We start from the raw sequence: 18,032 nt of genomic DNA on the forward strand, positions 1-18,032 counted from the left end.
AAGTCTTGAAATGACCGCGCGCTGGTACATCGTCCACGCCTATTCGAACTTCGAAAAGAAGGTCGCCGAGGACATTGAGAACAAGGCCAAGCAGAAGGGCCTGTCCGCCGATATCGAGCAGATCGTGGTGCCGACCGAGAAGGTCGTCGAAATCCGCCGCGGCCGCAAGGTCGATGCCGAGCGCAAGTTCTTTCCGGGCTATGTGCTGCTCAAGGCCAATCTGACCGATGCGGTGTTCTCGCTGGTCAAGAACACGCCGAAGGTCACCGGCTTCCTCGGTGACTCCAAGCCGGTGCCGATCACCGAAGCCGAGGCGCAGCGCATCCTGAACCAGGTTCAGGAAGGCGTCGAGCGGCCGAAGCCCTCGGTCACTTTCGAGATCGGCGAGGCGATCCGCGTTTCGGATGGTCCGTTCGCCTCGTTCAACGGTTTCGTCCAGGAAGTGGACGAGGAGCGGGCGCGGCTCAAGGTGGAAGTTTCGATCTTCGGGCGCGCCGTGCCGGTCGATCTGGAATTCGGACAGGTCGAAAAGGGCTGATCCGAAAACCCTGCGCCGGTTCGCCGGCAAGGGGAGGCGGCGCGGAAAGCGCGCGGCCATGAACGGGTGGGAGGCGAATGCGGCTTTAGCCGGCCGCGCGGACCGCACCACCAGACTGCAACCGCCGGTGTTCCCGATACTGGGGCCGGCATGAGATAAAGGCAGGAAAGAGATGGCTAAGAAAATTGCAGGCCAGCTCAAGCTCCAGGTCAAAGCGGGATCGGCTACGCCGTCTCCGCCGATCGGCCCGGCACTTGGTCAGCGCGGCATCAACATCATGGAATTCTGCAAGGCGTTCAACGCGCAGACCCAGGAAATGGAAAAGGGATCGCCGATCCCGGTCGTCATCACCTATTACCAGGACAAGTCCTTCACCTTCGTCATGAAGACGCCGCCGGTGAGCTACTTCCTGAAAAAGGCGGCGAACTTGACGTCAGGTTCGAAAGAGCCGGGCAAGATCAAGGCCGGCACGATCGGTCGCGACAAGGTGCGCGCCATCGCCGAACAGAAGATGAAGGATCTGAACGCAAACGACGTCGAGGCGGCCATGCGCATGGTCGAGGGCTCCGCCCGCTCGATGGGTCTGGAAGTGGTGGGCTGAGATCATGGCAAAGATTGCAAAGCGTGTATCGAAGTCCCGCGACGGCATCGACCCCAACAAGGCCTATGCCCTTGGTGAGGCGCTGAAGCTGCTCAAGGACCGTTCGACGGTGAAGTTCGACGAGACCATCGAAGTTGCGATGAACCTCGGCGTCGACCCGCGCCATGCCGACCAGATGGTCCGCGGCGTGGTCAACCTGCCGAACGGCACCGGCCGCTCTGTCCGCGTCGCCGTGTTCGCACGTGGCGGCAAGGCCGATGAGGCTCGCGCCGCCGGCGCCGACATCGTCGGTGCCGAGGATCTGGTCGACATCGTCCAGAAGGGCACGATCGACTTCGATCGCTGCATCGCCACGCCGGACATGATGCCGCTGGTCGGCCGTCTGGGCAAGGTGCTGGGCCCGCGCGGCATGATGCCGAACCCGAAGGTCGGCACCGTCACCACCGACGTCGCCGCCGCCGTCAAGGCATCGAAGGGCGGCGCTGTCGAGTTCCGCGTCGAGAAGGCCGGCATCGTTCATGCCGGCGTCGGCAAGGTCTCGTTCGACGTCAAGGCGCTGGAAGAAAACGTCCGCGCCTTCGCCGATGCCGTGACCAAGGCAAAGCCGGCTGGGGCCAAGGGCAACTACGTCAAGAAGGTGTCGGTCACCTCGACGATGGGCCCGGGCCTCAAGCTCGACGTCTCGACGCTCGCAGCGTCTTGATACGAACATCTGGATCGGCTGCCAAGGCGCTGATCCGCAAGTGAATTCCGGGCCTCCGACTTGTCGGCGGCTCGGTACCGGAAGTCGAGAGGCTTCCGGACATCCTGTCCGAGATTGCAGGCGGCCCAGAAGCCTTAATTGAATTGGGCCTGCATGAGACGGGTGAAAACCGGACAACGGAGCGACAAGCTCCAATGAAAGGTTCGAACCGTGTTTGCCTTTTGTCTGCGCATCTCCGGCTTGCCGTCGATGTGGCGAAAGGGGGCAGGATCCTCGAGCGTCGTTCGGGAGATCTGTAATGGATGGCCCGGCCGGCAAAAAGGCAACCCGACGCCTGTCCCACTAGCGGGGCAGGGGTCAACTGGAGATAGGCAGTGGACAGAGCGGAAAAACGCGAACTCGTCACGGGCCTGAATGGTGCTTTTGCAGGCGCTGGTTCAGTCGTCGTGGCCCACTACGCCGGTATCACCGTCGCGCAAATGAACGACCTTCGGTCGAAAATGCGCGCTGCCGGTGGCACCGTCAAAGTCGCGAAGAACCGTCTCGCCAAAATCGCTCTTCAGGGCACGGACTCCGCATCGATCATCGACCTGTTCAAGGGACAGACGCTGATCGCTTATTCGGAGGATCCGATTGCGGCGCCGAAGGTCGCGTCCGATTTCGCCAAGGGAAATGACAAGTTGGTCATTCTCGGCGGCGCAATGGGCACCACCTCGCTCAACGCCGACGGTGTGAAGGCACTCGCCACACTTCCGTCGCTCGATGAGTTGCGCGCCAGGCTGGTTGGCATGATCGCCACGCCGGCAACCCGGATCGCCCAGATCGTCAATGCGCCAGCGGCTTCGGTCGCGCGCGTCATCGGCGCTTACGCCCGGAAGGACGAGGCGGCATGAGGCCGTTCCTCGCTATCACAAACACACGTTCGAACCTGATGAAGGAATACAACAATGGCTGATCTGGCAAAGATCGTAGACGACCTTTCGAAGCTGACCGTCCTCGAGGCGGCCGAGCTGTCGAAGCTTCTGGAAGAAAAGTGGGGCGTTTCGGCTGCTGCTCCGGTGGCGGTTGCCGCTGCCGGCGGCGCTGCCGCTGCTGCTGCTCCGGCTGAGGAAAAGACGGAATTCGACGTCGTCCTCACTGAGGCAGGCGCTCAGAAGATCAACGTCATCAAGGAAGTCCGCGCCATCACCGGCCTGGGCCTCAAGGAAGCCAAGGATCTGGTCGAAGCAGCTCCGAAGCCGGTCAAGGAAGCCGTTTCCAAGGCTGACGCTGAGAAGTTCAAGGCCCAGCTGGAAGCAGCCGGCGCCAAGGTCGACCTGAAGTAAGCGTAAAAGCGGCGGGCGGCCTCGCGCCGTCCGCCACTCCCTTCATCAGAGGGGAGGATGCGTAGCGCGAGATGTACGAGAACCTCTTTCCTGAGGGCCGAAACCGGCCTTCAGGAAACGGGTTTTCTCCCGTTTTAGCCGTCGCCGCCAGGCGGCGGGAAACAGATCAGGGGCCGCCGCCGAGGTGGCCGCGCATGCAAGGTGAGCCGCGGCGAGGCTCGCCCCGAGTTTATAGCTAAGGAGCGACGATGGCCCAGACCCAGACTTTCAATGGCCGCAGACGCGTACGCAAGTTCTTCGGAAAGATTCCGGAAGTTGCGGAGATGCCGAACCTTATCGAGGTTCAAAAAGCATCCTATGACCAGTTCCTGATGGTGGCGGAGCCCAAGGGTGGGCGTCCGGACGAGGGACTGCAGGCCGTTTTCAAGTCAGTTTTCCCGATCTCCGATTTCTCCGGCTCCTCGATGCTGGAGTTCGTGAAGTACGAGTTCGAAGGACCGAAATTCGACGTTGACGAATGCCGTCAGCGCGACCTGACCTATGCCGCGCCACTCAAGGTGACGCTGCGCCTCATCGTGTTCGATATCGACGAGGATACCGGCGCAAAGTCGATCAAGGACATCAAGGAGCAGGACGTCTATATGGGCGACATGCCGCTCATGACGCTCAACGGCACCTTCATCGTCAATGGCACGGAGCGCGTCATCGTCTCGCAGATGCACCGTTCGCCGGGCGTCTTCTTCGACCATGACAAGGGCAAGTCGCACTCCTCGGGCAAGCTTTTGTTTGCGGCGCGCGTCATTCCCTATCGCGGTTCGTGGCTCGACATCGAGTTCGATTCCAAGGACGTCGTGCACGCCCGCATCGACCGCCGCCGCAAGATTCCGGTGACGTCGCTCTTGATGGCGCTCGGCATGGACGGCGAAGAAATCCTGTCGACCTTCTACAACAAGATCACCTACAAGCGCGCCGGCGACCACTGGCGCATCCCGTTCAACGTCGAGCGTTTCCGCGGCTTGAAGGCCGTTGGCGACCTCGTCGATGCCGACACCGGCGAAGTTGTCGTCGAGGCCGGCAAGAAGATCACCGCCCGCCAGGCAAGGGCGCTTGGCGAAAAGGGTCTGAAGGCGATCAAGGCGACCGACGAGGATCTGCTCGGCAATTACCTGGCCGAGGACATCGTCAACTACGGCACCGGCGAGATTTTCCTCGAAGCCGGCGACGAGATCGATGAAAAGACGCTGAAGGTGCTGCTCGGCACGGGCGAAAGCGAGATCAAGGTTCTCGACATCGACCACGTCAATGTCGGCGCCTACATCCGCAATACGCTCAACGTCGACAAGAACGAGAGCCGCCAGGACGCACTGTTCGACATCTACCGTGTCATGCGCCCGGGCGAGCCGCCGACGCTTGAAACCGCCGAAGCCATGTTCAACTCGCTGTTCTTCGACTCGGAGCGCTACGACCTGTCGGCCGTCGGCCGCGTCAAGATGAACATGCGCCTCGAGCTCAAGGCTGAGGATACCGTGCGCGTGCTGCGCAAGGATGACATCCTGGCCGTGGTCAAGACGCTGGTCGAACTGCGCGACGGCAAGGGCGAGATCGACGACATCGACAATCTCGGCAACCGCCGCGTGCGTTCTGTCGGCGAGCTGATGGAGAACCAATACCGCGTCGGCCTGCTGCGCATGGAGCGCGCGATCAAGGAACGTATGTCCTCGATCGAGATCGATACGGTGATGCCGCAGGACCTGATCAACGCCAAGCCGGCGGCTGCCGCCGTGCGCGAGTTCTTCGGTTCCTCGCAGCTGTCGCAGTTCATGGATCAGACCAACCCGCTGTCGGAGATCACCCACAAGCGCCGCCTGTCGGCACTTGGCCCGGGCGGTCTGACCCGCGAGCGCGCCGGCTTCGAAGTGCGCGACGTGCACCCGACGCATTACGGCCGCATCTGCCCGATCGAGACGCCGGAAGGCCCGAACATCGGTCTGATCAACTCGCTGGCGACCTTCGCGCGCGTCAACAAGTACGGCTTCATCGAAAGCCCGTACCGCAAGATCGTCAATGGCAAGCTGACCAATGAGGTCGTCTATCTCTCCGCTATGGAAGAGTCCAAGCACCACGTCGCGCAGGCCAATGCCGAGCTCGACAAGAATGGTGGTTTCGTCGACGAATTCGTCATTTGCCGCAGCGCCGGCGAAGTGATGATGGCGCCGCGCGAAAACGTCGATCTCATGGACGTGTCGCCCAAGCAGATGGTGTCCGTGGCCGCGGCGCTGATCCCGTTCCTCGAGAACGACGACGCCAACCGCGCGCTGATGGGCTCCAACATGCAGCGTCAGGCCGTGCCGCTGGTGCGCGCCGAAGCGCCGTTCGTAGGCACCGGCATGGAGCCGATCGTTGCCCGTGACTCGGGTGCCGCCATCGGCGCCCGCCGCGGCGGCATCGTCGACCAGGTGGACGCGACGCGTATCGTCATCCGCGCCACGGAAGATCTCGATCCCGGCAAGTCGGGCGTCGACATCTACCGGCTGATGAAGTTCCAGCGTTCGAACCAGAACACCTGCATCAACCAGCGTCCGCTGGTGCGCATGGGCGACCGCGTCAACAAAGGCGACATCATCGCCGACGGTCCGTCGACCGAGCTCGGCGATTTGGCGCTCGGCCGCAACGTGCTGGTCGCGTTCATGCCGTGGAACGGCTACAACTACGAGGACTCGATCCTGCTCTCCGAGCGCATCGTGGCCGACGACGTCTTCACCTCGATCCACATCGAGGAGTTCGAGGTCATGGCCCGCGACACCAAGCTTGGACCGGAGGAAATCACGCGCGACATTCCGAATGTGTCGGAAGAAGCGCTGAAGAACCTCGACGAAGCCGGCATCGTCTATATCGGCGCGGAAGTGCAGCCGGGCGACATCCTGGTCGGCAAGATCACGCCGAAGGGCGAAAGCCCGATGACGCCGGAAGAAAAGCTCCTGCGCGCCATCTTCGGTGAAAAGGCGTCGGACGTTCGCGACACCTCGATGCGCATGCCTCCGGGCACCTTCGGCACCGTCGTCGAAGTGCGCGTGTTCAACCGCCACGGCGTCGAGAAGGACGAGCGCGCCATGGCGATCGAACGCGAGGAGATCGAACGCCTCGCCAAGGACCGCGACGACGAGCAGGCGATCCTCGACCGCAACGTCTATTCGCGCCTTTCCGACGTTCTCGTCGGCAAGGAAGCGATTGCCGGGCCGAAGGGCTTCAAGAAGGGCTCGAAGCTGTCGAAGGACACGCTTGACGAGTATCCGCGTTCGCAGTGGTGGCAGTTTGCGGTGGAGAACGAAAAGCTCCAGAGCGAACTGGAAGCCCTGCGTGGCCAGTACGACGATTCCAAGAAGGCGCTCGAGCAGCGCTTCATGGACAAGGTCGAGAAGGTCCAGCGCGGCGACGAAATGCCTCCGGGCGTCATGAAGATGGTCAAGGTCTTCGTGGCCGTGAAGCGCAAGATGCAGCCGGGCGACAAGATGGCGGGACGTCACGGCAACAAGGGTGTCGTGTCGCGGATCGTTCCGATCGAGGACATGCCTTTCCTCGAGGACGGCACGCATGCCGATATCGTGCTCAACCCACTGGGTGTGCCGAGCCGCATGAATGTCGGCCAGATCCTGGAAACGCATCTGGGCTGGGCATGCGCGGGCATGGGCAGGAAGATCGGCGAGCTGATCGACGCGTACAAGACGGCTGGAGACATTAAGCCGTTGCGCAAGACGCTCGAGAGCTTCATCCCGGCCAACGATCGCAACGAGCCGGTCCGCGAATATGACGACGAGAGCATCGTTCGCCTCAGCGAGCAGATGCGCCGCGGCGTCTCTATCGCGACACCGGTGTTCGACGGCGCGCATGAAGTCGACATCAACATCATGCTGGAGCAGGCGGGCCTGCACACCAGCGGTCAGTCGCAGCTCTATGACGGACGCACCGGCGAGCCGTTCGATCGCAAGGTGACGATGGGCTATATCTATATGCTCAAGCTTCACCACCTGGTGGACGACAAGATCCACGCGCGTTCGATCGGTCCGTACTCGCTCGTTACCCAGCAGCCGCTGGGCGGCAAGGCGCAGTTCGGTGGCCAGCGCTTCGGCGAAATGGAGGTCTGGGCGCTGGAAGCCTATGGCGCCGCCTACACGCTGCAGGAAATGCTGACGGTGAAGTCGGACGATGTCGCCGGCCGCACCAAGGTCTACGAGGCGATCGTGCGCGGCGACGACACGTTCGAGGCCGGCATTCCCGAGAGCTTCAACGTGCTCGTCAAGGAAATGCGGTCTCTCGGCCTCAATGTCGAGCTGGAGAACACCAAGCTCGACGACAACCCTGTCCGGCTGCCAGATGCTGCCGAATAGGGGCGCGGCCGAGTAAGCAAGACATCCGGTCGCGGAACGCCGCGACCGGATGCAACAAATTCTACGGCCAGTGGGCCGACCACTCAGCGGGCATTTGGCCCGCGTTAGATGCAAGGGGTTTTCGAGGACCCCGAAAAGGAGAACGGCATGAACCAAGAGGTCATGAATCTCTTCAATCCGCAGGCGCCGGCGCAGGTGTTCGATTCCATCCGGATATCGCTCGCCAGCCCTGAGAAGATTCTGTCCTGGTCGTTCGGCGAGATCAAGAAGCCGGAGACCATCAACTACCGCACCTTCAAGCCGGAGCGTGACGGTCTGTTCTGCGCGCGCATTTTTGGCCCGATCAAGGACTATGAATGCCTGTGCGGCAAGTACAAGCGCATGAAGTACAAGGGCGTCATCTGCGAAAAGTGCGGCGTCGAAGTCACGCTGTCGCGCGTTCGCCGCGAGCGCATGGGCCACATCGAGCTGGCGGCACCTGTCGCTCACATCTGGTTCCTGAAGTCGCTGCCGTCGCGCATCGGCACGCTGCTCGACATGACCCTGAAGGACATCGAGCGCGTCCTCTACTTCGAGAACTACATCGTCACCGAGCCTGGCCTAACCGCGCTGAAGGAGCACCAGCTGCTCAGCGAGGAAGAGTACATGATCGCCGTCGACGAGTATGGCGAGGATTCGTTCACCGCCATGATCGGCGCCGAGGCCATTCATGACCTTCTGGCCGGCATGGACCTGGAGAAGATCGCCGGCGATCTGCGTTCGGAACTGGCTTCGACCACGTCCGAGCTGAAGCAGAAGAAGTATCTGAAGCGGCTCAAGGTCGTCGAGAACTTCATGGAGTCCGGCAACCGTCCGGAATGGATGATCATGAAGGTGGTTCCGGTGATCCCACCGGACCTGCGCCCGCTGGTTCCTCTGGATGGTGGACGTTTCGCGACGTCCGACCTGAACGATCTCTATCGCCGCGTCATCAACCGCAACAACCGTCTGAAGCGGCTGATCGAGCTGCGCGCCCCCGGCATCATCGTGCGCAATGAAAAGCGCATGCTGCAGGAAGCCGTCGATGCGCTGTTCGACAACGGCCGTCGCGGCCGCGTCATCACCGGCGCCAACAAGCGTCCGCTGAAGTCGCTGTCCGACATGTTGAAGGGCAAGCAGGGCCGGTTCCGCCAGAATCTGCTCGGCAAGCGCGTCGACTATTCGGGCCGTTCGGTCATCGTCACCGGTCCGGAGCTCAAGCTGCACCAGTGCGGCCTGCCGAAGAAGATGGCGCTCGAACTGTTCAAGCCGTTCATCTACGCCCGCCTCGACGCCAAGGGGTTCTCCTCGACCGTCAAGCAGGCCAAGAAGCTGGTCGAGAAGGAGCGTCCGGAAGTCTGGGATATCCTCGACGAGGTCATCCGCGAGCATCCGGTGCTCTTGAACCGTGCACCGACGCTGCACCGCCTCGGCATCCAGGCGTTCGAGCCGATCCTGATCGAAGGCAAGGCGATCCAGCTGCATCCGTTGGTCTGCACGGCCTTCAACGCCGACTTCGACGGCGACCAGATGGCCGTTCACGTGCCGCTGTCGTTGGAAGCGCAGCTTGAAGCCCGCGTGCTGATGATGTCGACCAACAACATCCTGCACCCGGCTTCCGGCGCGCCGATCATCGTGCCTTCGCAGGACATGGTCCTGGGTCTCTACTATCTCTCGATCGTCAATCAGAACGAGCCGGGCGAAGGCATGGTGTTTGCCGACATGGGCGAACTCCAGCATGCGCTCGAGACCAAGGCGGTGACGCTGCACTCCAAGATCAAGGGTCGTTTCCGCACGGTCGACGCCGAAGGCAAGGTCGTGTCGAAAATCTACGACACCACGCCTGGCCGCATGATCATCGGCGAGCTGCTGCCGAAGAACGTCAACGTGCCTTACGAGACCGCCAACCAGGAGATGACCAAGAAGAACATCTCCAAGATGATCGACACCGTCTACCGCCACTGCGGTCAGAAGGAGACGGTCATTTTCTGCGACCGCATCATGGCCCTCGGCTTCAGCCACGCCTGCCGCGCCGGCATTTCGTTCGGCAAGGACGACATGCTGATCCCGGACGCCAAGATCAAGCTGGTTTCCGACACCGAGGCTTTGGCCAAGGAATACGAGCAGCAGTACAATGACGGCCTGATCACTCAGGGCGAGAAGTACAACAAGGTCGTCGACGCCTGGGCCAAGTGCTCGGAGAAGGTCGCCGACGAGATGATGGCCCGCATCAAGGCCGTCGAGTTCGAGGACAGTGGCCGTCAAAAGCCGATGAACTCGATCTACATGATGTCGCATTCGGGTGCGCGTGGTTCGCCCACCCAGATGCGTCAGCTCGCTGGCATGCGCGGCCTGATGGCAAAGCCCTCGGGTGAAATCATCGAGACGCCGATCATCTCGAACTTCAAGGAAGGCCTGACCGTGCTCGAGTACTTCAACTCGACCCACGGCGCCCGCAAGGGTCTGGCCGACACCGCCTTGAAGACGGCGAACTCGGGTTACCTCACCCGTCGTCTGGTCGACGTGGCGCAGGACTGCATCGTCAACTCCGTGGATTGCGGCACCGACAAGGGCCTCACCATGCAGCCGATCGTCGATGCCGGTCAGGTCGTTGCTTCGGTCGGTCAGCGCGTGCTGGGCCGCACCTCGCTCGACGACATCACGCATCCGGTTTCGGGTGAGGTTCTGGTCAAGGCCGGAACGCTGATGGACGAACGTGACGTGGAAAAGATCGAAAAGGCCGGCGTGCAGTCGGTCCGCATTCGCTCGGCACTGACCTGCGAGGTCAGGATCGGCGTCTGTGCGGTCTGCTACGGACGCGATCTTGCCCGCGGCACCCCGGTCAACCAGGGCGAAGCCGTCGGCGTCATCGCGGCGCAGTCGATCGGCGAGCCGGGCACCCAGCTCACCATGCGTACCTTCCACATGGGCGGTACGGCGCAGGTGGTGGACAGCTCGTTCCTTGAAGCCTCGTATGAGGGCAAGGTCGAGATCCGCAACCGCAACGTGGTGCGCAACTCGGACGGCCAGCAGATGGTCATGGGCCGCAACATGGCGGTGCTGATCCTCGACGAAGCCGGCAAGGAGCGTGCCTCGCATCGCCTTACCTATGGTTCGCGCATCTTCGTGGACGATGGCGACAAGGTGAAGCGCGGCCAGCGTATCGCCGAATGGGATCCCTATACCCGCCCCGTCCTCACCGAAATCGAGGGCAAGGTGTCGTACGAGGATCTGGTCGACGGCATTTCCGTTCAGGAAACGGCCGACGAATCGACCGGCATCACCAAGCGCGAGGTCATCGACTGGCGCTCGACGCCACGCGGCAACGACCTCAAGCCGGCGATCGCGATCCTTGACCCCAAGGGCAAGGTCGGCAAGCTGTCGAAGGGCGGCGACGCCCGCTTCCTGCTCTCGGTCGAGGCCATTCTTTCGGTCGAGCCGGGTTCGCAGGTTCGTCCCGGCGACGTTTTGGCGCGTATCCCGATGGAAAGCGCCAAGACCAAGGATATCACCGGTGGTCTGCCGCGTGTTGCCGAACTGTTCGAGGCACGTCGTCCGAAGGATCACGCCATCATCGCAGAGATCGATGGCACGATCCGCTTCGGCCGCGACTACAAGAACAAGCGCCGCATCATCATCGAGCCGCATGACTCGACGCTTGAGCCGGTCGAATACCTGATCCCGAAGGGCAAGCCGTTCCATCTCCAGGACGGCGACGTCATCGAGAAGGGCGACTACATCCTCGACGGCAATCCGGCGCCGCACGACATCCTGGCGATCAAGGGTGTGGAAGCACTTGCTTCCTACCTCGTGAACGAAATCCAGGAAGTCTACCGTCTGCAGGGCGTGTCGATCAACGACAAGCATATCGAGGTGATCGTTCGCCAGATGCTGCAGAAGGTCGAGATCACGGTGCAGGGCGACTCGACCTACATTCCGGGCGACCACGTCGACGTGATCGAACTGGAAGAGGTCAACGAGCGCCTGGTCGAGGACGGCAAGAAGCCGGCCGAAGGCCAGCCGGTGCTGCTGGGCATAACCAAGGCCTCGCTGCAGACGCCGTCCTTCATCTCGGCCGCCTCCTTCCAGGAGACGACCAGGGTGCTGACCGAAGCTGCGGTTGCCGGCAAGACCGACATGCTGCAGGGCCTGAAGGAAAACGTCATCGTCGGCCGGCTGATCCCGGCCGGTACCGGCGGCACGATGAGCCAGATCCGGCGCATCGCCACCTCGCGCGACGAACTGATCATCGACGAGCGCCGCAAGGCCTCCGGTGTCGAGGTCGCCGAGCCGATGCTGACCGACATGGTCAACGCCGCGCAGTAAGCGCGGTAGGACGAGAAGAAGGAAGGGGGCCCCAGTGGCCCCTTTTCGCGTTTTGACCCCTAATCGAATCGAGGAAAACATGAGCAAGAAGGTTTGGACTGACGTCGACGACTACATCGTTTCCTCTCTCTTCGAGGCGGATCCCGTCCTTGACGCGGTGCTTGCGGCCAACCGCGACCAGGGCCTGCCGGCCATCGACGTATCGCCGGCGCAGGGCAAGCTGCTGTCGCTGCTGGTCCGCATCAGCGGCGCCAGGAAGGTGCTGGAGATCGGCACGCTCGGCGGCTACTCGACCATCTGGATGGCAAGGGGATTGCCCGTCGGCGGCAAGATCGTGACGCTCGAACTCGAGCCGCATCATGCAAAAGTCGCGCACTCGAATCTTGAGCGGGCAGGGGTGTCGGACAAGGTCGAACTCAGGATCGGCCCCGCGCTTCAGTCGCTTGAGACGCTGGCTGCCGAAAATGCCGGTCCGTTCGATCTGATCTTCATCGACGCGGACAAGCCGAACAACCCGAATTATCTGTCATGGGCCATGCGCCTGTCGCGGCCGGGGACGGTCATCATCTGCGACAACGTCATCCGCGACGGCACCGTGCTCAACGACGATGGCCGTGATGCCTATGTCGAAGGCGCACGCGGTGCGTTTTCCTTCATCGGCGGCGACAAGCGCCTGGACGGCACCGCCATCCAGACCGTCGGCGCCAAAGGCTATGACGGGTTTGCGATTGCGATCGTCGAGTAAGGCTGCATGGCGAGTGTCCAGACTGCGGTCCGGCAGAACTCACCGCTCAATCGAAGAACGCTTCCACCACATTGCGCTTGCCGAGCATGAAGGCGTCGGCCACGTGCTGCAGGGGTGCCAAATCGACATCGGAGACGCCGGCGCGTACGATTTCAGCGAAGCGCCGGTAAAGCTGGGGATATTCGGCTTCCGGCTCGTCGTGAACCACCTTTCCGTCGATGGCGAGCCTGGTGCCGCCGCCCGACAACACCATCTTGCCCTTGTAGGTGTCGGCCAGGATGTCCCAGCTCTGTGGTCCAGTCTGCAGCCAGTCGAGCTCCATGGTCACCGGCAATCCGTCGGAGGTGCGGAAGGTCACGTGGGCCGCCACCGGCGAGGCGCGGTTTTCCGGAAAGTCGAGGACGGCCGAGGTGATGAACATCGCCGGCAGGATGTGGGTTGCGATCGACAGTGCGTTGATGCCGGGATCGAAGACGCCGAAACCGCCGGGCGCCCAGATCCAATCCTGGTTCGGATGCCAGCGGCGGACATCTTCCTTCCAGGCGATGGCAGCCGAGTTGACCTTGGCCGACGCTAGGAAGGCGCGCGCGGCCTCCACTGCCGGCGCGTAGCGCGAATGCCAGCTGGCGAACAGTGAAACGCCATTGGCTGCCGCCAGCTGCTTCAGGTCCTCGACCTCACTGACCGTGGCGCCCGGCGGCTTCTCCAGGAAAACATGCTTCTTCGCCATCAGCGCGGTGCGTGCCGCGTCGTAGCGGAACTGCGGCGGCATGCACAGCGAGACGGCCTCGAGGTCGGGCACCGCGTCGAGCATCGCCTCAATGGTCGGAAAATTCGGGATGCCGTCCACCTTGCCGTGCCGGCTGGCGGCGGCGATGAGGCGGTAGTCCGCATCCTTGGCCACTGCCGGCAGATGCTGGTCGCGCACGATCTTGCCGACGCCGACGATGCCGAGCTTGATGGGACCATTGTTCGAGGGCATGGGGACTCCGCGGATTCGAATTTGGCTTGTTAAGTCGCTTGGTTCTTAGCAGAGAACCGGTGCCGGGCAAGCCGGCGCGGTGACAGGCGCAAGCAGCCGGCGACGCTCAGAGCGGAACCTCGAACGTAACGATCGACACTTCGCCTTCGAGCGCGCCCTGGAAGGCCGACAGATGCGGCTCCTCGTCGGGTACGCCCTCCATATCGCCGATCTGGTCGAGCTCAGCTTCGGCATAGCCTTCGGCAGCGAGCGATTCGAGCGCCCGGCGCACGGCCGAATCGTCGTCGGGCGCAACCAGCATCACATGCACGCCTTCCGGCTTGCCGCCCTTCTTTTTCCAGACGCGGCCGGTGATGATGGTGACCGGGCGCTCCTCATTGTCGTTCACGGGCTGATTCCTCTTGAGACGGGGGCGGGCGAGGGGTTTTGGGCTGTCCATGGCGCCTTTTGCCATGAAGAACCCGCGCATGACAGCCAAAAGCCGGTCACTTTCTTGTCTGCCCGGTCACTTTCTTCCTTTGCCTTGCAAAATGAAGAAAGAAAATTACATGCGTTTTTCGCATGGCTGCCAAGCCGTGGTCAGCGCGCAATATTTGGCGCGCCGGGGTTGACGGTTCACGGTCTTGCGAGTAGAAGCCGCCCAGTCAGAACCGATGTGAGGCTCTCCCTTCCGAAGCGACACGCTTTGGAGTTTGCCTCAAACAGGGTTCGTTTTACGAGCGAAAAGACATTTCCGGCGCGCATGAAGCGGTTCCCGCTTCCTCTGCATTTTGTTCGGGCAGGACCGCGAGGCGCGGTTTATGGCCCGAATTTGCGTATGGAATTGGCGCTTTGAGCGGCCCTGACCGGGCGAGACACGGAATTGAGAGACAAGAGGGTTTAATGCCTACCGTCAACCAGCTGATCCGCAAGCCGCGCATTGCGCCGGTGAAGCGCAACAAGGTCCCGGCCATGCAGCAGAACCCGCAGAAGCGGGGCGTCTGCACGCGCGTCTATACAACGACGCCGAAGAAGCCGAACTCGGCACTGCGCAAGGTGGCCAAGATCCGCCTGACCAACGGCTTTGAAGTGATCGGCTACATCCCCGGCGAAGGCCACAACCTTCAGGAACACTCCGTGGTCATGATCCGCGGCGGCCGCGTCAAGGATCTTCCGGGCGTGCGCTACCACATCATCCGCGGCGTGCTCGACACGCAGGGCGTGAAGAACCGCAAGCAGCGCCGTTCGAAGTACGGCGCCAAGCGTCCGAAGTAAGGGGCGTCCGAAGTAAGATTTTCCGGCCCAGGCGCTGCTTGAATGCGTCGGGCTACGAGATTGAGAGACAAAAGCCATGTCGCGTCGTCACAGTGCAGAAAAGCGTGAGATCAATCCGGACCCGAAGTTCGGCGATCTGATCGTCACCAAGTTCATGAACGCCGTCATGTATGACGGCAAGAAGTCGGTTGCCGAGACCATCGTCTACGGTGCGCTCGACCAGGTTCAGTCGAAGACCAAGCAGGAGCCGGTCACCGTCTTCCATCAGGCGCTCGACAATGTCGCGCCGCATGTGGAAGTCCGGTCGCGCCGCGTCGGCGGCGCTACCTACCAGGTTCCGGTCGATGTGCGCCCCGAGCGCCGCCAGGCCCTGGCGATCCGCTGGCTGATTGCAGCTGCGCGCAACCGCAACGAGACCACCATGGTCGACCGCCTCTCCGGCGAGCTGATGGACGCGGCCAATAACCGCGGCACCGCCGTGAAGAAGCGTGAAGACACCCACAAGATGGCAGAAGCCAACCGCGCTTTCGCGCACTACCGCTGGTAAAGCGCGAACGAGACTGAGAAGGCATCCACGATGGCCCGCGAATACAAAATCGAAGACTACCGCAATTTCGGTATCATGGCGCATATTGACGCCGGCAAGACGACGACCACCGAGCGCGTCCTCTATTACACGGGCAAGTCGCACAAGATCGGCGAAGTCCACGACGGCGCTGCCACCATGGATTGGATGGAGCAGGAGCAGGAACGCGGCATCACCATCACGTCCGCCGCCACCACGACCTTCTGGAAGGGTCGCAGCGGCAAGATGTACCGCTTCAACATCATCGACACTCCCGGACACGTCGACTTCACCATCGAAGTCGAGCGTTCGCTGCGCGTGCTCGACGGCGCCATTGCGCTGCTCGATGCCAATGCCGGTGTCGAGCCGCAGACGGAAACCGTCTGGCGCCAGGCCGACAAGTATAAAGTTCCGCGCATGATCTTCTGCAACAAGATGGATAAGATCGGCGCCGACTTCTACCGCTCGGTCGAGATGATCGGCTCGCGTCTTGGTGCGCATGCCGTCGTCATGCAGTTGCCGATCGGCGCCGAGACCGAGTTCAAGGGTGTCGTCGATCTCGTCGAGATGAACGCGCTGGTCTGGCGCGACGAGACGCTGGGCGCTGCCTGGGACGTCGTCGAGATCCCTGCCGACCTTCAGGCCCGGGCCGAAGAATACCGCGAGAAGATGATCGAAGCCGCCGTCGAAATGGACGAGACGGCCCTCGAGAATTACCTCGAAGGCAAGATGCCGTCGAATGACGAGATCCGCGCGCTGATCCGCAAGGGCACCATCGCGGTCAAGTTCTACCCGATGTTCTGTGGCTCGGCCTTCAAGAACAAGGGCGTGCAGCCGCTGCTCGACGCCGTCGTCGAATACCTGCCGTCGCCGGCCGATGTTCCCGCCATCAAGGGCGTCGACGCCAAGACCGACGCCGAGATCGAGCGTCATGCCGACGACAACGAGCCGCTGTCGATGCTGGCCTTCAAGATCATGAACGACCCGTTTGTCGGTTCGCTGACCTTTGCCCGCATCTATTCGGGCAAACTGACCAAGGGCATCTCGGTCGATAACACCGTCAAGGGCAAGAAAGAGCGCATCGGCCGCATGCTGCAGATGCATGCGAATTCGCGCGCCGACGTCGAAGAAGCCTTTGCCGGCGACATCGTTGCTCTGGCTGGCCTCAAGGACACGACCACCGGCGACACGCTCAGCGATCCGCTGCACCCGGTCATCCTCGAGCGCATGGAATTCCCCGATCCGGTCATCCAGATCGCCATCGAGCCGAAGACCAAGAACGACCAGGAAAAGATGGGCCTCGCCCTTCACCGCCTGGCCGCCGAGGATCCGTCCTTCCGCGTCAAGACCGACGAGGAAAGCGGCCAGACCATCATTTCGGGCATGGGCGAACTTCACCTCGACATCATCGTCGACCGCATGCGCCGCGAGTTCAAGGTCGAGGCCAATGTCGGCGCGCCGCAGGTGGCTTACCGCGAGACCATCACCCGCAGGCACGAGCAGGACTACACCCACAAGAAGCAGACCGGCGGTACCGGTCAGTTCGCCCGCGTCAAGATCGTGTTCGAACCGAACCCGGAAAGCTCGGAGTTCGAGTTCGAGACCAAGATCGTCGGCGGTGCGGTTCCCAAGGAATACATCCCGGGTGTCGAAAAGGGCATCAACAGCGTCATGTCGTCGGGTCCGTTCGCGGGCTTCCCGATGATCGGCGTCAAGGCGACGCTTATCGACGGCGCTTACCATGATGTTGACTCCAGCGTCCTGGCCTTCGAAATCGCCGGCCGCGCCTGTTTCCGTGAAGCCGCACCCAAGCTTGGCGTGCAGCTGCTCGAGCCGATCATGAAGGTCGAAGTCGTGACGCCGGAAGACTATGTCGGCAGCGTCATCGGCGACCTGAACGGCCGTCGCGGCCAGATCCAGGGCCAGGAAGCGCGTGGCGTGGCTGTCGTCATCAACGCGATGGTGCCGCTGGCCAACATGTTCAAGTACGTCGACAACCTGCGCTCGATGAGCCAGGGCCGCGCGGCCTACACGATGCAGTTCGATCACTATGAGCCTGTGCCGACCGCGGTCGCCCAGGAAGTCCAGAAGAAATACGCGTAACCTGAACGGGTTGCATCGGTAACTTAATTCAAGGCCCGTACGGGCGAGCAGATTGGAGACATCACATGGCAAAAGGTAAATTCGAGCGTAACAAGCCTCATGTGAACATTGGCACGATTGGCCACGTCGATCATGGCAAGACGTCGCTGACGGCGGCGANAGCGTAACAAGCCTCATGTGAACATTGGCACGATTGGCCACGTCGATCATGGCAAGACGTCGCTGACGGCGGCGATCACGAAGTATTTTGGCGAATACAAGCGCTACGACCAGATCGATGCGGCGCCCGAAGAGAAGGCCCGCGGCATCACCATTTCGACGGCGCACGTCGAATACGAGACGGCAGCGCGCCATTATGCCCATGTCGACTGCCCCGGCCACGCCGACTATGTGAAGAACATGATCACGGGCGCTGCGCAGATGGACGGCGCGATCCTGGTGGTGTCGGCCGCCGACGGCCCGATGCCGCAGACCCGCGAGCACATCC

At 62.1% G+C, this 18,032-nt stretch carries 14 protein-coding genes and 1 pseudogene; 13 read left to right on the forward strand and 2 right to left on the reverse strand.

Features of this window, described 5'->3' with window-relative positions; translation table 11 throughout:
- The first annotated feature begins 10 nt into the window (after positions 1–10).
- The 8 genes from nusG to X733_RS157130 all read left to right on the forward strand — a co-directional run bounded on the left by nusG (position 11) and on the right by X733_RS157130 (position 12,641).
- Complete coding sequence (gene nusG / locus X733_RS157165; protein ID WP_006333333.1) at positions 11–538, forward strand: transcription termination/antitermination protein NusG; 528 nt, start codon at positions 11–13, stop codon at positions 536–538.
- A gap of 172 nt (positions 539–710) precedes the next feature.
- On the forward strand, positions 711–1,139 hold the full coding sequence (gene rplK, locus X733_RS157160; protein WP_006333334.1) for a 50S ribosomal protein L11: 429 nt from the start codon (positions 711–713) through the stop codon (positions 1,137–1,139).
- A gap of 4 nt (positions 1,140–1,143) precedes the next feature.
- On the forward strand, positions 1,144–1,842 hold the full coding sequence (gene rplA / locus X733_RS157155; protein WP_023667438.1) for a 50S ribosomal protein L1: 699 nt from the start codon (positions 1,144–1,146) through the stop codon (positions 1,840–1,842).
- A 374-nt stretch (positions 1,843–2,216) separates the two neighbouring features.
- Positions 2,217–2,735 (forward strand): 50S ribosomal protein L10, encoded by a 519-nt coding sequence (rplJ, locus tag X733_RS157150; RefSeq protein WP_023667437.1) that lies wholly within the window; start codon positions 2,217–2,219, stop codon positions 2,733–2,735.
- Between the two features lie 54 nt (positions 2,736–2,789).
- Positions 2,790–3,167 (forward strand): 50S ribosomal protein L7/L12, encoded by a 378-nt coding sequence (gene rplL / locus X733_RS157145; RefSeq protein ID WP_023667436.1) that lies wholly within the window; start codon positions 2,790–2,792, stop codon positions 3,165–3,167.
- Between the two features lie 248 nt (positions 3,168–3,415).
- Complete coding sequence (gene rpoB, locus X733_RS157140; RefSeq protein WP_023818203.1) at positions 3,416–7,552, forward strand: DNA-directed RNA polymerase subunit beta; 4,137 nt, start codon at positions 3,416–3,418, stop codon at positions 7,550–7,552.
- Positions 7,553–7,699: 147 nt separating this feature from the next.
- A complete protein-coding gene (gene rpoC / locus X733_RS157135; protein WP_023667434.1) occupies positions 7,700–11,896 on the forward strand; it encodes a DNA-directed RNA polymerase subunit beta' in 4,197 nt (1,398 codons plus the stop codon).
- Positions 11,897–11,975: 79 nt separating this feature from the next.
- On the forward strand, positions 11,976–12,641 hold the full coding sequence (locus tag X733_RS157130; RefSeq protein WP_023818204.1) for an O-methyltransferase: 666 nt from the start codon (positions 11,976–11,978) through the stop codon (positions 12,639–12,641).
- 46 nt (positions 12,642–12,687) lie between these two features.
- Here the strand turns inward: X733_RS157130 and X733_RS157125 are convergent, their stop codons facing one another.
- Together X733_RS157125 and X733_RS157120 are read right to left on the reverse strand one after the other, a co-directional pair.
- Positions 12,688–13,623: a Gfo/Idh/MocA family oxidoreductase gene (locus X733_RS157125; protein WP_023818205.1), complete on the reverse strand. Its 936-nt coding sequence runs from the start codon at positions 13,621–13,623 to the stop codon at positions 12,688–12,690.
- 106 nt (positions 13,624–13,729) lie between these two features.
- Positions 13,730–14,011 carry a transcriptional regulator gene (locus X733_RS157120; RefSeq protein ID WP_023713029.1) on the reverse strand — a complete coding sequence of 94 codons (282 nt, stop codon included), beginning with the start codon at positions 14,009–14,011 and terminating at the stop codon, positions 13,730–13,732.
- 494 nt (positions 14,012–14,505) lie between these two features.
- Here X733_RS157120 and rpsL point away from each other — a divergent pair, with 494 nt between their 5' ends.
- From rpsL to X733_RS0134295, 5 genes and pseudogenes are all read left to right on the forward strand, one after another.
- Positions 14,506–14,877 (forward strand): 30S ribosomal protein S12, encoded by a 372-nt coding sequence (gene rpsL, locus X733_RS157115; protein WP_006333356.1) that lies wholly within the window; start codon positions 14,506–14,508, stop codon positions 14,875–14,877.
- A gap of 76 nt (positions 14,878–14,953) precedes the next feature.
- A complete protein-coding gene (rpsG, locus tag X733_RS157110) occupies positions 14,954–15,424 on the forward strand; it encodes a 30S ribosomal protein S7 (protein WP_008875664.1) in 471 nt (156 codons plus the stop codon).
- A 30-nt stretch (positions 15,425–15,454) separates the two neighbouring features.
- A complete protein-coding gene (fusA, locus tag X733_RS157105; protein ID WP_023667430.1) occupies positions 15,455–17,545 on the forward strand; it encodes an elongation factor G in 2,091 nt (696 codons plus the stop codon).
- Between the two features lie 65 nt (positions 17,546–17,610).
- Positions 17,611–17,703: pseudogene (locus tag X733_RS1000000170670) on the forward strand (GTP-binding protein); the annotation flags it as partial.
- Between the two features lie 19 nt (positions 17,704–17,722).
- A partial coding sequence (locus tag X733_RS0134295; protein WP_031193142.1) for a GTP-binding protein occupies positions 17,723–18,032 on the forward strand: 310 nt, incomplete at its 3' end.

It is taken from the genome of Mesorhizobium sp. L2C066B000 (genome assembly GCF_000502335.1).
Taxonomy (GTDB): domain Bacteria; phylum Pseudomonadota; class Alphaproteobacteria; order Rhizobiales; family Rhizobiaceae; genus Mesorhizobium.